13 protein-coding genes, 1 tRNA gene and 4 pseudogenes are annotated in these 15,084 nt (G+C 55.3%); 4 read left to right on the top strand and 14 right to left on the bottom strand.

Annotated features, from left to right (window positions below):
- Positions 1–22 precede the first annotated feature (22 nt).
- The 7 genes and pseudogenes from Tam1G_RS05630 to Tam1G_RS05605 all read right to left on the bottom strand — a co-directional run bounded on the left by Tam1G_RS05630 (position 23) and on the right by Tam1G_RS05605 (position 5,649).
- Positions 23–1,003, bottom strand: coding sequence for a permease of ABC transporter system (locus tag Tam1G_RS05630; protein WP_033890651.1), 981 nt, complete (start codon positions 1,001–1,003; stop codon positions 23–25).
- Entirely contained in the window at positions 1,000–1,950 is a 951-nt protein-coding gene (locus Tam1G_RS05625) for an ATP-binding cassette domain-containing protein (protein ID WP_101625750.1), read from the bottom strand. The genes Tam1G_RS05630 and Tam1G_RS05625 overlap by 4 nt, the downstream gene beginning before the upstream one ends.
- 112 nt (positions 1,951–2,062) lie before the next feature.
- Positions 2,063–2,419, bottom strand: a complete 357-nt coding sequence (locus tag Tam1G_RS12090; RefSeq protein ID WP_423220502.1) for a TrmH family RNA methyltransferase — start codon at positions 2,417–2,419, stop codon at positions 2,063–2,065.
- Between the two features lie 38 nt (positions 2,420–2,457).
- Positions 2,458–2,974 (bottom strand): annotated as a pseudogene (locus Tam1G_RS12085) (RNA methyltransferase); the annotation flags it as partial.
- A gap of 106 nt (positions 2,975–3,080) precedes the next feature.
- On the bottom strand, positions 3,081–3,713 hold the full coding sequence (locus Tam1G_RS05615) for a type I phosphoribosyltransferase (RefSeq protein ID WP_033890655.1): 633 nt from the start codon (positions 3,711–3,713) through the stop codon (positions 3,081–3,083).
- 137 nt (positions 3,714–3,850) lie between these two features.
- On the bottom strand, positions 3,851–5,278 hold the full coding sequence (locus Tam1G_RS05610) for a DNA recombination protein RmuC (RefSeq protein WP_101625749.1): 1,428 nt from the start codon (positions 5,276–5,278) through the stop codon (positions 3,851–3,853).
- An 89-nt stretch (positions 5,279–5,367) separates the two neighbouring features.
- The gene (locus Tam1G_RS05605) at positions 5,368–5,649 is read right to left on the bottom strand and encodes a metal-sensitive transcriptional regulator (RefSeq protein WP_101625748.1); all 282 of its coding nucleotides are present in this window, start codon (positions 5,647–5,649) and stop codon (positions 5,368–5,370) included.
- A gap of 111 nt (positions 5,650–5,760) precedes the next feature.
- Between Tam1G_RS05605 and Tam1G_RS12080 the strand changes: the two are divergent.
- Together Tam1G_RS12080 and Tam1G_RS05600 are read left to right on the top strand one after the other, a co-directional pair.
- A pseudogene (locus Tam1G_RS12080) lies at positions 5,761–6,069 on the top strand (cupredoxin domain-containing protein); the annotation flags it as partial.
- A 222-nt stretch (positions 6,070–6,291) separates the two neighbouring features.
- Positions 6,292–8,610: pseudogene (locus Tam1G_RS05600) on the top strand (HAD-IC family P-type ATPase); the annotation flags it as partial.
- 75 nt (positions 8,611–8,685) lie between these two features.
- Here the strand turns inward: Tam1G_RS05600 and Tam1G_RS05595 are convergent.
- The 6 genes from Tam1G_RS05595 to rpsF form a co-directional block, all read right to left on the bottom strand.
- A complete protein-coding gene (locus tag Tam1G_RS05595; RefSeq protein WP_101625746.1) occupies positions 8,686–9,420 on the bottom strand; it encodes an MIP/aquaporin family protein in 735 nt (244 codons plus the stop codon).
- 148 nt (positions 9,421–9,568) lie between these two features.
- Positions 9,569–9,642, bottom strand: a tRNA-Lys gene (locus Tam1G_RS05590).
- A gap of 500 nt (positions 9,643–10,142) precedes the next feature.
- Complete coding sequence (rplI, locus tag Tam1G_RS05585) at positions 10,143–10,589, bottom strand: 50S ribosomal protein L9 (protein ID WP_033890660.1); 447 nt, start codon at positions 10,587–10,589, stop codon at positions 10,143–10,145.
- Between the two features lie 18 nt (positions 10,590–10,607).
- Entirely contained in the window at positions 10,608–10,856 is a 249-nt protein-coding gene (gene rpsR / locus Tam1G_RS05580) for a 30S ribosomal protein S18 (protein ID WP_033890661.1), read from the bottom strand.
- Positions 10,857–10,934: 78 nt separating this feature from the next.
- A complete protein-coding gene (ssb, locus tag Tam1G_RS05575) occupies positions 10,935–11,636 on the bottom strand; it encodes a single-stranded DNA-binding protein (RefSeq protein ID WP_033890662.1) in 702 nt (233 codons plus the stop codon).
- A gap of 71 nt (positions 11,637–11,707) precedes the next feature.
- Positions 11,708–11,998, bottom strand: a complete 291-nt coding sequence (gene rpsF, locus Tam1G_RS05570; protein WP_003828111.1) for a 30S ribosomal protein S6 — start codon at positions 11,996–11,998, stop codon at positions 11,708–11,710.
- 343 nt (positions 11,999–12,341) lie between these two features.
- Between rpsF and Tam1G_RS05565 the strand changes: the two genes are divergently transcribed.
- On the top strand, positions 12,342–13,355 hold the full coding sequence (locus Tam1G_RS05565) for a ribose-phosphate diphosphokinase (protein ID WP_101625745.1): 1,014 nt from the start codon (positions 12,342–12,344) through the stop codon (positions 13,353–13,355).
- A 390-nt stretch (positions 13,356–13,745) separates the two neighbouring features.
- On the opposite strand, the gene Tam1G_RS05560 is transcribed toward Tam1G_RS05565, so the two are convergent.
- The gene (locus tag Tam1G_RS05560) at positions 13,746–14,564 is read right to left on the bottom strand and encodes a YggS family pyridoxal phosphate-dependent enzyme (RefSeq protein WP_165781917.1); all 819 of its coding nucleotides are present in this window, start codon (positions 14,562–14,564) and stop codon (positions 13,746–13,748) included.
- A gap of 154 nt (positions 14,565–14,718) precedes the next feature.
- On the opposite strand from Tam1G_RS05560, the pseudogene Tam1G_RS05555 reads away from it, so the two are divergent.
- Positions 14,719–15,084: pseudogene (locus tag Tam1G_RS05555) on the top strand (integrase catalytic domain-containing protein); the annotation flags it as partial.

Raw genomic sequence — 15,084 nt, 5'->3', positions numbered from 1 at the left:
CGGAACAGTGCCGCACACCTCTTTACTTCACATCCACATAATTGGTAACGAGTAAGCCGCCAGTCCAAGCCGCGGCTACCCAAACCAGCAGCATCAATCCGGACTGCCACCATTCGGGAATCCAGTAGTTCTGCTGAGAAGTGACCGAAGAGACTGCCTCACTGTTGATGCTCGCTCCGAGGAAATTATTCATCGCCATATCAGGCGTGAGATAAGCCAAGGTGCCAAGCCAGGAAATCTGACTGACCGCCATAGAAACGATGGCCAATACGGATGAGAGCACCATAAGCAGCACGACCACTGCGCTGACTCCGCCTACTGTGGAACGGGTCAAACCGCCTAGTCCTACCGCCATCAACGCAATGAGCATGATGACTACCGGGAATCCGACTACGGTGATGGGGATGATTCGCCATTGGCCATCGCTGAGCGGCGCAACATCATGACCTTGGACGAACAGCCAGAGTATGCCAGAGGCCAGCAGAATACCCACGATGCCTGAGGCGAGCGCGCAGAGTGCCACGGCGATTGACTTGCTGATATAGAACATGCCTCGTCTGGGATTGGCAGTCAGGCTAGATTGAATGGCGGATGTGGTGTATTCGCTGGTGATGGCCATAACGCCGAAAATGCCAATCACCAGCGCGGCGGTACTGCCCGAGGATGCCAGTACCGCCCAAAGATCGACGGCGGCGAGCGGCTTGGGTTGGTCGAGTGTTGTGCCGGTGGTGATATCAATGGTGGCCATGAGCGTTATGGTCCAGGCGCTCAGTGCGGCCATGCCCACCATAAGTGCGGCGGCTAGGCCGAGGAGAATCCATGTGGATTTCAATGATTGGAGCTTGAGCAGTTCGGCCTTGAGTGAGCCGAGGAACGACAGTCGGCTGCGGCGAGACCAACGGTTGGCGCGCCGGCTGGAGGAGCGTTGCTGGTAGCGGCCAGTGATGCTCTGGGTATTCATGACATTGGCATTAGCGCTTGCATGGGCATTATTGGAACTCATCGCGTCACCTCCGCAACCGGTTTAGTCTGATATTCGACCTGATTATGAGTTAATGCCATGTATGCCTCCTCTAGTGAGGCGTGTTCCTCGATAAGCTCATAGGTGATGAGTCCAGCTTGGGCAAATACGTGGGCTGCTGTGACCAAATCGGCTCCGGTGATGCGGAAGACCTCGCCAACAGGCGGGTCTGCAGGGGTACGTTGATCTGATATGACCTGCACTTCTTGCGCCGAAGAAAAAATCGCTTTGAGCTTGTCCGGCTCGGGGGTGACTACGCGGATGGACCGTGCGGAATGTTCAGCTACGAACTTACTGACTGTTGTGGTTTCCAGAATGTTGCCTTGCCCGATGATTACAAGATCGTCTGCAGTAAGCGCCACCTCGCTCATAAGATGTGAACTCAGCAGTACGGCACGCCCTTGCACGGCATAGTAGCGGCACAAGTCGCGTACCCATTTCACGCCTTCTGGGTCGAGCCCGTTGATGGGCTCGTCCAACACCAGATTATGGGGGTCTCCCAGTAACGCCGCGGCAATGGACAGGCGCTGGCTCATGCCCAAAGAAAAGCGACCTGCTTTGGTTTTCGCCACATTAGACAAGCCAGTCATGTCGATGACCTCGTCCACCCGACGTTTGGGGATGTTATTGGTATAAGCCAAAGCCAGCAGATGGTCGCGAGCTGATCTCGAACGATGTGCGGATTTCGCGTCCAACACCGCCCCGACTGCACGCATTGGAGCGCGCAGGCTGGCGAATGGCTTGCCATCAATCAACGCATGGCCGCTGTCTGGAGTAATGAGGCCAAGCATCGCACGCATGGTGGTGGATTTGCCTGCACCGTTGGGCCCCAGAAAACCTGTGACCTTGCCATCTGCGGCTGTAAAGGTCACGTTATTCAACGCTTGTTTGGACTTGAATCGTTTGCTGAGCCCCTCAACCTCAATCATGATTCAACTTTACGCGCCGATTTAACGCCCCGCCAGTACTACTGGCGGTATTGCAAGGGAATGTTATTCCCCGTTCACTTCTGAGTATTCTGCCGGCCGGGTCAGCTCAGGTTTAGGCGATAGTAGCGTGCTGAGCAATCCAGGCATGCATGGCTACGGCTGCTGCTGCGCCGGCATTGATGGAGCGCACAGATCCGAACTGGGAAATGTAGACCACGTCATCGGCAAGGTCGAGAGCTTTTTGGCTTAAACCTGGGCCTTCTGCTCCGAACAGCAGTAGGCAGCGTTGGGGGAATCGGTAGGTTTCCATTGGCACTGCGCCTGGGATGATGTCAAGGGCGATGACTCGGGCCGACTGCAGTTCTTTGATGCGATTATCTGCGTCTGCAAGTTCCGCCATTGCGCTTTGCACAAGGGAGATACCGCCAGCGTTACTCGTATTACTCGCATCGAACGAGTTGGGAATCAATGACTGGCTGCCCTCTACAGAGGCATTCGCACCATATTCATGAATATGGATGGCAGCTGCAGCGGCTCGGGCGCGTTCAGCAGCGATTTCGCCAGCGATGCGATGATGCCAGCATTCCACCAGTTCGGCAATTGATGGGTGATGCTCTACATGCTGGTAGAGCTCGGTCATCAATGCACCTTTACGATTCCACTTATGTGGGCCAACGATGTGCACGCGCTTGGATTGGAAGGCATTGGCCGTACGCACCATAGAACCGATATTAAAATCGTGGGTCCAGTTTTCCACCGCGACTTCGAAATCATGGCGGCCATGTGCGTCCAAGTCGTCTTTAATGGCTTGAACTGTCCAGTACCGGTAGCGATCGAGTACATTGCGGCGATCGCCATCGTTCAGCAATTCGGTGTCGAAGCGCGCATCATAGTTCGGAGATGTTTGATCATCCGGGCGAGGTTCGCCGGGATGAGTTTCAGCCCACGGCCCTACACCGATTTCACGGAATTCAGGTTCGCCGGAAGCCTTTGCGGCCAAGGAAATCTGATTTGGTGCGTGCACAATATACTCCTCTGCAGGCATCCGCGCGGCACGAGATAATCGTTACGCTTGCCTTTCTCCCCTCGCTTGAGCTCAGGGAGCTCATACCAATACAACGCGCTATGAACTATGAACGGAGTTCGGACTCGTCAAAGACCTGGACGAACGGCAATACCTGACTATCTCCTGTTGCTGGATTCACCACATTGATGTCTTTGGCGCCGCCGCCAACCAGCGATGCAATGGCTACAACCTTCGCACCAAGTTGTTCCACGATGCCAAAATCGAGGCTGAGCTCATTGCCGTTACGCAGCGTGACCAACGAGCTGGTCTGCACGTAGGACTTCTCCGACAACCATGCATCCAGCAATACAACTCGACGGCCTTCGATGGACGGCCCCTTAATGGAGGGATATACGAAATCCATTACGAATCCGTCCAAATCTTCGCCACGGGAAGCAGCTGCTTGAATCATGGCAGAGACCATCGGCACCGCGGCTGCGGTCAAAGCACCTACCGCGTCGAAATCGTCCACCGAATAGCCGGCATCTTCCAAAGCGTCGATGAGCACATGGCCCATGATTGGAGCTGCGTGATGGTCAAAAGTCACCGAAGCCAGTTCGGAGAACGGACGACCAACCACATGCTGCTTCAGCAAGGTAGCAAGCTGCTCACGCGGCTCCATCATCGCAAAGTCGTTGACGCTCTTTGCACCGGCAAGGTCCGGCGTACCAGTCGGGCGGAATCCAGATTCAGTCATGGTGCAAGCCTATCGCCTGAGGGGGTCAGGAATGGAAGACGATCCCCAAAGACTTTCCTTATCCTTGAGAAAACAAAGTCCAATTGCTTTCCAAACACGGTTTTCACTGCAAATGCGATGCCCCTCACTTTTACGCGTTACGCCGCGTCGCTACCTTCAGCGGAAATGACTTCAGGTGCGGAGAGCTCGTTGATATTGCCTTTGTCGGATTCAATCAACGGCACTTCCTCAATTACCTTGGTCGGCTCAATCTTCTGCAGTTTGCGAGCAGTGGGTAGCACACGGCGTTCCAGGCTGGCCGCGAACTTGTTATATGCACCGACCGTCTTGGAAATCTGCGTACCCAGCTTGGTTGCATAGTCACCCAGCACCGCAAAACGCTCATACAATTCACGAGACAGATCGAAAAGCTGCTTGGCGTCATCGGTAAGCGATTGCTGCTGCCATGCATACGCGACGGACTTCAACACAGCCCATAGCGTGACTGGCGAAGTAAGCGCCACTTTGCGAGAGAACGCATCATCCATTAGCGTGGGATCGGCTTCAAGCGCTGCCTGCAGTAATGCTTCATTGGGAATAAATGCCACTACGAAATCCGGAGCGGTTGTGAAGGCATTCCAATACGCTTTCTCTCCCAGCGCGCGCACATGATCGCGCAATGCCCTGGCATGGGAACGCAACAAATCATCACGACGAGCCAAATCTTCAGGACTTGCCGTTTCCGGAATCTCGCACGCCCGCTGGTAATCGGCATATGGCACCTTAGCGTCAATCGGAATGGTTTTGCCGCCAGGCAGATGCACGATCATATCCGGACGCAGTGTTCGGCCATCTGCACCGGTGACCACTACCTGCGTGTCGAAATCGACATGTTCAAGCAGGCCTGCAGATTCCACAATGTTCTTAAGCTGCGCTTCACCCCATGCGCCACGCACCTTGTTATTGCGTAACGCAGCGGAAAGCGAACTGGTTTCCTTATCCAAACGAGCCTGCTGATCGTTGAGCCCTTTAAGCTGAGCGCCTAATGCGCCCATCTCCTGTTTGCGCCCCTCCTCAATCTGAGTGACCTTATTCTGCAAAGCATCAAGATTCTTGGCTACTGGAGCGAGCGCTTCCAATACCTTGCTCTGCTCTTTCAAGCGAGATTCCTGTTCCTGGCGCTTAGTCTCGGCAGCCCGCGCATCCGCCAAACGCTTCTCTTCCGCGGCCTTGGCTTCAGCTTTGCGACGTTCCTCCGCTTCTGCAGCAGCGCGTTCACGCTCATGCTGAATACGGATTTGTTCCGCCTGCTGCGCCTGTGTTAACTGCGATTTGACGAACGCCAGCTGCTGGTTCAATCCTTCAATCTGCGCGCGAGCGGCAGCATTGTTCGACGCCAGCTCAGCTGATTCATTCCGCGCGTCCTGCAGCAAAGCCCGGGACTCCTCGAGCTCTTGCGCTTTGGCATTACGAGCCATTTCCTGCCCCTTATGCTTACCAAGCACAAAACCCGCAAGGAGCCCCAGTCCTGCACCAATTATCAATATCGCAATCACCAAGATTACGTTTCCCGTTTGTTCAAGCATGCTCCCAGTATCGCATCAGTTTTTCGGGAGGGAATAATTTTTCCCTCCTAATTTTTATGGTGCATGATGGAAGAGCACTACTCATGGTCTTACGATTTGACCAACCTCGCGATAGCCGTCGAAGCCTCGGACAGCTTCTCATCGGCCACCGCCCCGCCTTCAACCGATGCCTGACGAACGCAGTGACCAAGATGATCATCCAACAACAGCAATGCCACAGACTTCAACGCCGAACTCGAAGCAGAAATCTGCGTGAGAATGTCAATACAGTATTTGTCATCCTCCACCATCTGCTCTATTGCTCGAACCTGTCCTTCAATACGGCGAAGACGGGCCACGATCTTTGCCTTGTCGCCGCTATACCCGTGCATGGCTTCGCACCTCTTTCTTTTCCGTCAGCTGAACACTACCAATTATATACCCCATAGGGGTATTGGGTATACACTATGAATTAAGTAGAATAACGAGAGGAAGGAACGAGCATGGAATTCAATATCTTTGCATTCGTGATAGCACTGCTGGCAGCCGCTGCTATCACATGGGCGATTCTGCGATTCTTCTTCGCGCCGCAACGAGGTACATCCGGCACAATCAGCGACGGACAGCAACGAGCAACCATCACCGTCAAGGGAGGCTATTCACCTGCCGTGGTGAACATGAAAGCCGGTATGCCCATCACCCTGACATTCGACCGACAGGAAACCGGCGAATGCACCTCACATGTGGTCTCTGGCGATTTGGGTCTTGATGCGATGCTGCCAGGCAACACCGCAACTGACGTAAAACTGCCAGCATTACCTGCCGGCGAGTATCCATTCGCCTGCGGCATGAACATGGTGCACGGATTACTGCGCGTGGAGGGGAACGCGAACGAGTTCCATTCACCAGCCTCATCGTCAGAGGAAGTCAAGAACACCGTAGGGACGTCTCACAGCTCAGCCAAAAGTTCCGCAAGCGTCAATGTCAACACCCCCGCAGTGGATGCGGCGACAGTCGAACAACGTCAAGCGCAAGAGCGCAGCAATGAAATCAAGACGCTCACCAAGCTCGTAATCATTGGTGCAGTGCTCACCATCCCGGTTTTCGCCACCACTATGTTGCATATGGCCAATCCATCCCTAGTGCCGCATTGGATGATCAACCCGTGGCTGCAAGCCATTCTGATCACACCGGTAATGTTCTATTGCGGGCATCCCATCCACAGTGTCGGTTTCCCGGCGCTTGCTCATCGCTCACCGGATATGAATTCCCTCGTATCCTTGGGTACTTCTGCCGCATACATCTACAGTTTGGTTACGTGCATCGCACCGTGGGTGTTCCCCGAGGGGTCTCGTGAACCGTATTTTGAATCTGTAGGCGTAGTCATCACGCTCGTGCTGGTTGGTCGATTGCTGGAAAACAAGGCGAGAGAGGGCACCGGTAAAGCAGTGCAATCGCTCATCAAGCTGCGTCCGCGCACTGCTCATAAGCTGAATGACGGTATTCTTGCCGACTCAAGCGCAGGTGAACAATGGCGCAACCCCACACACAGTACGGATATTGACGCCGACTCGATAGCAACCAACGATCTGCTGGTAGTACGCAATGGCGAACGTGTACCTACCGATGGCATCGTTGCCGCCGGCGAAGTCACAGTGGATGAGTCGATGATCACAGGTGAATCCAAGCCTGTGGTCAAGTCGACAGGCGCATTGCTTACCGGCGCGACTGTGGTGCTGCACGGCAGTTGCGTGATGAAGGCCACCCAAGTGGGTGCAAACACTGTGCTCTCGCAAATCACTGCAATGGTTGCGCGCGCTCAGGCGACTAAAGCTCCTGTTCAACAACTGGCAGATCGCATCGCCCGATACTTCGTCCCCGCGGTGATGATTATCGCTGTCTGGACGTTCGCGATTTGGGCATCAGTTGGCCCGACTCCGCAATTGGCACATGCGCTTGTTACGGCAGTCAGCGTACTGATTATTGCCTGCCCGTGCGCTTTGGGACTTGCTACCCCGCTTTCCGTAACAGTGGCGCTTGGCCTCGGCGCCACGAATGGCGTGTTAGTTACATCGGCGAAGGCTTTGGAGCAGGCCCGTCGCATTGGTACCGTGGTGTTCGACAAGACCGGCACTATTACGCGTGGCGTGGTGGACAAGAACGCCGACTGGAATAGCCCCAGCTACAAGCAGGACACCATCAAAGATGGTTCCGTTGAAGCGATTGCAGCTTTGCGGGCACGCGGTATTCGCACAGTGATGCTTTCGGGCGATAAAGCTGATGTCGCCGCCCGTATTGCACGGGAAGTCGGCATTGACACCGTCATTTGCGAAGTCAAACCTGACGGTAAGGCGCATTGGATTCAACAGCTGCAACGCGAGCGAGACGACGCTCGGTATGCATTGGGCGACTCGAGCACCAATCTTTCCAGTGGCACTCCTGATAACGGCAACGCCAGTAAAACCACCGACCAACCTACAGCACGCACTACAACGAGCGCTACAAACGTTGCGGACTCCACAATCCGGAAGCGTTCTGGCGACGCTAATCTCATTGCTATGGTGGGCGACGGTATCAACGACGCCCCGGCATTGGCCCAGGCTGATCTTGGCATCGCCATCGGCACCGGCACCGATGTAGCAATGCAGTCCGCAGATGTGACCCTAATGAACGGTGATTTGCGTGGCGTACTGAAAGCCATCAATCTGTCCGAAGCCACCATGCGCAATATTCGGGAGAACTTGGGCTGGGCATTCGGTTATAACATCATTGGTATTCCGATTGCAGCTGGCATCCTGTACCCATTCACTGGTTGGCTGCTAAGTCCTATGCTCGCAGGATTGGCTATGGCATTAAGCTCCGTTTGCCTCGTACTGAATGCAAACCGCCTACATGCTGCGAATATCGACCATAACATTGATTCACCAATGCGTGATTCATCGAATGCCCTATCGCGTGATGCATCGCAAGTCATTTCGCAAAACACAACAGAAACAGCCCATACAGCTAATGCGGCACCCGCTAATAACGCTTCATTCGCATCTTCACTGGACGCGAACAACTCTCTGCTCGGCAATCACGAACCCACTATCATCGTCGATGATCGCACCGAGCTTACACACTTGTCCGATCACACACACAACACCAAGGAGAATCCTATGGATATGAACATGCACATGCATCACGCCGCCCCCGTAGACGGTGAGACCGCAACCGACCCGGTGTGCGGTATGACCGTAGCCGTGAACGCTGACGCCATCACCCGCGAATATGAAGGTAAGACCTATTACTTCTGCGGCGAGCATTGCGCCAACAACTTCGCTAAGGCACCGCAGATTTTCCTGGAGAAGTAAATCTAAACCTACAGTAGTCTCATACAAAAAATGACCTCCGCCTTGCGACGGAGGTCATTCCATATGCACCAAGAATCAGGCGCCGAAGAAGAATACGAACATCCAGCAACCGATGATGGCACCAACAATCGGAGCCACAACCGGAATCCAAGCCTCGCCCCAACGGGAAGAACCCTTGGACGGAATCGGCAGAATGGCGTGAAGCAGTCGCGGCATAAGATCGCGCGCCGGGTTCAGACCAGGGCCGGTCGGACCACCCATAGAGGTCACAAGACCCCACACAATGAAGCCGACCACGATGGAAGCGGCAGCGTAATCCTGCTTGCCCCACGGCAGGGAGAGGCAGCACAGTGCACCAAAGACGAGCACGAGGGTACCGAACATCTCATTGAGGAAGTAGTTGGCCTTGTCGTTGTGAGCATCGGTGGTGCAGAAAGTACCGAGAATAGCCTCAGCATCCTCGGTCTCCTTGTAATGCGGCCAATAAGTCAGGTACACGATGAACTGGCCCAGAGCAGCACCGAGCAGCTGAGCAATAATGTACGGCAGCACTTCGTTCCACGGGAACAAACCGTTAATAGCCTGAGCAAGAGTCATGGCCGGGTTGATGTGAGCGCCAGAAACAGCACCGAACATCAACACCGGGAACATCACACCAAAGCCGTAGCCCATAGCGATGTTCAGCCAGCCAGCGTGGTGGCCCTTGGTGTTCTTAAGTTCGACGTTAGCCACAGAGCCGTTGCCGAAAATCATCAGAATGGCGGTGCCGAAGAATTCGGCAGCCAGCTTGGTAAAGAGGGAGTATTCCACTGCTTCTTCTTTTCTCGTTCTAGTGAATAATGTGACCCGCAGCGGCCGAATGGCCAAGTCACGCAAACGGGATAAGTGTACGCCGAGGGCTGAACGTGAGATAACACGTAAAAACAAAAAACCGGAACCTTTCGGTTCCGGTTATCTGTGCCCCCGCAGGGATTCGAACCCTGGACACGCTGATTAAGAGTCAGCTGCTCTAACCAACTGAGCTACAGGGGCGTTGGTTAGTTGTTGAAGTGTTCCTTGCAACGAGTGATAAATATACTCGGATTCGAAGCGAGTGCAAGTCTCGGCGTGTCGCCTGGAATTTCAACGTTTCTATTTTCGCGATTTTGCAACGGAATGTCGACTCTGCACGCACAGTAAGCATGACATCATCACAGCTTCACAAAATACACACACTATGATTGCTGCTGAGTATGTCCATGATTATGAGATACCCCGTAATTCCTTACCAGTCTCTCCCTCAGTCAACCTTCGGCTACCAGCTCGCCCCGCAATTACAGACAGGCTTCGCCTGCGATCTGTTAACTCGCTGACGCTCGTCCGCGCCTACAAACAGCCCACCGGGCTGTTTGCTCTACGGCTCGGCCCATCAGAGGAAGCCAAGGGACGAAATAAACGAAAGCCCCGCGCTGTGCGAACACACAAGCGCGGGGCTTTCAATGCTTAAGCTCAGACTTTTAGCCTGAAAGATTCCAGCATTACGCCGGAATGGTTCACTCGGCCACGACCTTCACGAAGAAGGAAGCGGTAATCTCCGGGTGGAGGGCCACCTTGGCAGGGAAATCGCCGGTGGTCTTGATGGACTCGACCTCGATGGACTTCGGATCAACCGGAGCCTTGTCGGCCAGAGCGATGGCGATGGCTTCCTTGGAGATGCCACCGAACAGCTTGCCGGACTCGGAAACCTTGGCAGCGATCTCGACGGTGGTGCCCTCGATAGCAGCCTTGGCAGCCACGGCGTCTTCACGGGTGGCAACGGCCTTGGCCAGACGAGCGCGCTTCATAGCGGTGATCTGAGCCTCAGCGCCCTTGGTCCAAGCGAAAGCCAGGCCCTGCGGGAACAGGTAGTTGCGAGCGTAGCCAGCCTTGACGTTGACAACGTCGCCCGGGTGACCCAGGTGAGCCACGGTCTTGGTGAGGATAACCTTAGATTCAGCCATTGTTCAAGCCTTCCTAACTCAGCGACCGGAAGTGGCGTACGGCAGCAGAGCCATCTCGCGGGCGTTCTTGATAGCCTTGGAGATCTCGCGCTGTTCCTGAACGGTCACACCGGTGATACGGCGGGAACGAATCTTGCCGCGATCGGAGATGAACTTACGCAGCAGCGCAACGTCCTTGTAATCGATCTCGGTAATCTTGGCAGCCTTCAGTGGGTTCGGCTTCTTCTTGAACGGCTTGACCGGCGGTTGCGGCCTCTTACGGGACATGATGTTCTCCTTATAAATCTTGATATTGATTGCTGCTGTTGAGCTGTGTGCAGTAATGTGCAGTCAACAATCCGGCTCTTAGAATTCCGGATCGTTATCGTCGCCGCCAAATTCCGACGAGCCACCAAACGTGAACCCGGAATCAGCAGCACCAGCAGAGCTACCGGAGCTCCACGGATCAACTGCAGGCGCGGCAGGGGCAGACGGGGCTGCAGGCTGCTGGGAATATCCAGCACCACCCTGATAGCCTCCGTTATATCCACCGTTGCTCTGGCCACCGTTATAACCGGACTGGCCACCGTTGTAGCCGCCATTGCCGGCACCCTGACCGCCCTGGTTGCCATAGCCCTGACCGGGCTGGCCACCCTGGAATCCACCGGAGCGACCCTGGAATCCACCCTGGCTGGTCTGGCGCGTCACCTGAGCGGTGGCGCGAGACAGTGCCGGGCCGATTTCGTCAACGCGCAGTTCAACAACCGTGCGCTGGCTTCCATCTTGGGCCTGGTAAGAACGCTGGGTCAGTCGGCCTTGAGCAATCACGCGCATGCCCTTGGACAGGCTGCTGGCAATGTTGGAGGCCAACGACGAAGCGCGACCATCCCATGCCGAGCAGTTCATGAACAGCGTGTCGCCGTCTTCCCACTGATTCGTGTTGCGGTTGTACTGACGAGTGGATGCAGCGATGGTGAAGTTCACCACCGTCGATCCGCTGCCAATAGTGCGCAGCTCAGGATCGCGGGTAAGGTTGCCGACCACGGTGATAATGGTTTCGCCTGCCATGCCATGCCTTCTTACTTGCGTATTACTTGCAATTTGCACATCAGCTGTTCAGCTGACTAAACGCTTTGAATTCAGCCCTTACGAAGGATCTTCGTACGGATCACGGATTCGTTGAGGTTCAGCACACGATCGAGCTCATCGCTAGTAGCGGGCTCAGCAGTGTACTTCACGACGACGTAGTTGCCTTCGGTCTTACCGGCAATCTCATAGGCGAGCTTGCGACGGCCCCAGTAATCGGGCTCATCGAAAGAACCGCCCTCCTTGGTGACGAGCTCCAGATACTGCTCGGTCAGCTTCTTCAGACCGCGCTCATCCAGCTCAGGATCGGCGATGAACATCAGTTCGTACTTATGCGCAGACATCACCCACCTCCTTCGGACTATTCGGCCACGGACGTTCCGTGGCAGGAGTGTGTATACGCTGTGCCCGGAAGCCATGCAGACGCACTACTTCCATCTGGGCAACTTGTACATCCTATGGCTAAGGCCCGACTTTGCCAGCAAAACAACTGGTCAGCACACTGGCATGGCGGCTGACCGGCAAAACAGCGGGACAACCAAGCAACTGCACAGCTGCATGCACATCACATGCCAATATTCTTCAACACACCTCAACACAACCATCACATTCCGGCCCGCATCGCTCAGGGGTGCTTGTACACTAGATGAAGCTGAAATTCACAACAACACAAAAGGATGCGAAAGCATGTCGGCGATTCTTGAAGGCACTCCGGATAAACGACTCGTTCTGGTCACGGGCCGCGCCTACCCCGAGCTGGCTGAGAAGGTGGCCGAATGTCTGGGCACCGAAATTCTCGAAACCACCGCATACGACTTCGCCAACGGCGAGATGTACGTGCGCTTTGCCAAGCCGGTGCGTGGTGCAGATGTGTTCGTGCTGCAGTGTCACTCGGGCGATATCAACAAGTGGATCATGGAACAGCTCATCATGATCGACGCCCTGAAGCGCGCCTCCGCACGCTCCATCACTGTGGTGGCCCCGTTCCTTGGCTACTCCCGTCAGGACAAGAAGCACCGCGGCCGCGAACCCATCACCGCTCGTCTGATCTTCGACCTGTTCCATGCTGCCGGCGCAGACCGCATCATGACTGTCGATTTGCATGCCGCTCAGGAGCAGGGCTTCTTCGATGGCCCGGTCGACCATCTGACCGCCATGCCGGTGCTGCTCGACTACGTGCGCTCCGCCGTGGACCTGAGCAATGCCACCATCGTGTCCCCGGACGCCGGCCGTATCAAGGTTTCCGAGCAGTGGGCCGCCAAGTTGGGCAACCTGCCGCTGGCCTTTATTCATAAGCAGCGTGACATCACCCGTCCGAACCATGCCGAGGCTCACGGCATCATCGGTGACGTTGACGGCCGCGACTGCGTGGTGGTGGACGATATGGTCGACACTGCCGGCACCATCTGCGAAGCCGTTCGCACCCTGAACGAGTCTGGCGCCAAGTCTGTGACTTTGGTGGCCACCCACGGTCTGCTTTCCGGCCCGGCTGTGGAGCGTTTAAAGAACTGCGGCGCTCACGAAATCGTGTTCATGGATACTGTGCCGATTCCGGAAGAGAAGCGCCTGCCAAATATGACCGTGCTTTCCGTGGCTCCGCTGCTGGCCGCCGGTATTCGATCGGTGTTCGAGGAAGGTTCCGTGGCAATTTTGCTCGAAGGTCTGCCGGAAGATATGCGTCCGCGCAACATCTACGCGTGATTCGAACTATTACGGGTAAAAGGAGTCGTTGGAAGCAACGGCTCCTTTTTTATCCTCTCTATCTCGACTTGACGTTTCTCTTATAACTCTTAATGACGTTCCTTATAACTCTTAGTCCTGAGCACAAGAAATTCCGATACAGATTCCTTTCGCCCCGAATTTCTTGCACTGAGATGAGCTGAGTACAAGGAATTTGGGAGATTAGGCCTGTTTTCCCGAATTATTTGTACTGAGCAACACTGAGCGCAAGAAATTCGGGAAGATACGGCTTTTTACCGGAATTTCTTGCACTGAGAGCTAGTTCTCTCTGATGGAGAAGACTATAGAAGTGATGGTGAGGACTATAGGGCTGATGGAGAAGACTACGGGGTGAGAACAAAAACTTAGCAATCAGATGAAGGCACGTTCGCCGAAGATGGCGGTGCCTACGCGCACGATGGTGGATCCTTCTTCGATGGCATAGGCCAAATCATGGGTCATACCCATCGAAAGCTCAGTGCATCCACTTGTGCCTTCAGCACCGGATGCAAGAATCTGATCACGAGTGCGGCGCAGATGCGCAAAGCCCTCACGAATCGTGCGTTCGTCATCTACATGAGCACCGATGGTCATCAAACCCTGTAATTCCAAGCCACCCATTGAACCAATGCGCTTGGCCAGATCAATCGCATGGCTCGGCGCGCAACCGGACTTGGATTCCTCACCGGACTCGTTGACCTCCAACAGCACGCCTACAGTAATGCCGCGCATCGTGGCCCGGCGGGCAATCTTCTCCGCCAATTCGATGGAATCCACTGATTCGATGGTATCGACGACCGGCAGTACTTTGCCGATTTTGTTAGACTGCAACTGACCGATGAGGTGGAAAGGAATGTGCGTGGCAGCCGCAGCCGCATCAGCATCCATCACGCCCAGCGAATAGCCACGCTCTCCCAGTCGCTTCGCCAGTCCAGCCGATTTCACAGCGACTTCCTGCGGACGATTCTCGCCAATCATGCGCACGCCGGCATCGATAGCCGCCAGAATCTCACCAACATCACGGGTTTTCGTGGCCGCCAGCAGACGCACAGAACCAGTCTCTCGACCGGCAGCGGATTCCGCCGCCGCAATACGGTCAAGCACTCGATGCACACCATCTGCGATTTCTTGTGCACGCGCATGATCGATAACCTCGTTCGCAAGGTCCTTATGGTCCATGTATGCCGTCATTGCTGCCCCTGTTCTTAGATTCCCCACCATCGTAGTCTCATATGCACGCATAATTCCCATTATCGACGTGCCTCACGTTTTTTGAGCGCGTAGGGTGTGGTGGTGCCTCATCGGGAATGAGCGCGAACGGTATCGGTCCTGTTTGGCTTGTCTTATGGAAGACAGGATCAGCATGGCGACGAAGCGGCAGGTCACCCTGAGATTCAGGGATGAATACATGAAGGCGTCGAAGAAGGACAAGGGACGCATCCTCGATGAGATGTGCTCCGTGCTGGGAATCGGCAGGAGCACCGCGAGACGCAGACTCACGGAAGCCGGGCGCGGCAGGCCGTCGATGTCGCCCGCGGAGCGGCCGAAGCGGTATTCGGAGCAGTCGCGCGAGCTGCTGGTCCAGGTGTGGCTGATGATGGATGCGCCGTGCGCGAAGTACCTCAAGGCGAGGCTGCCCCTGTGGATGCCCATGCTGCGCGCGCACGGCGAGCTCGCCGACTGGGACGGTTTCGCGTTCCGCGAGCTGGAG

Source organism: Bifidobacterium imperatoris (assembly GCF_002860405.1).
Classification (GTDB): Bacteria; Actinomycetota; Actinomycetes; order Actinomycetales; family Bifidobacteriaceae; genus Bifidobacterium; species Bifidobacterium imperatoris.
The sequence above is the reverse complement of the archived record's forward strand: the minus strand, read 5'-3'. Positions and strand labels throughout refer to the sequence as shown.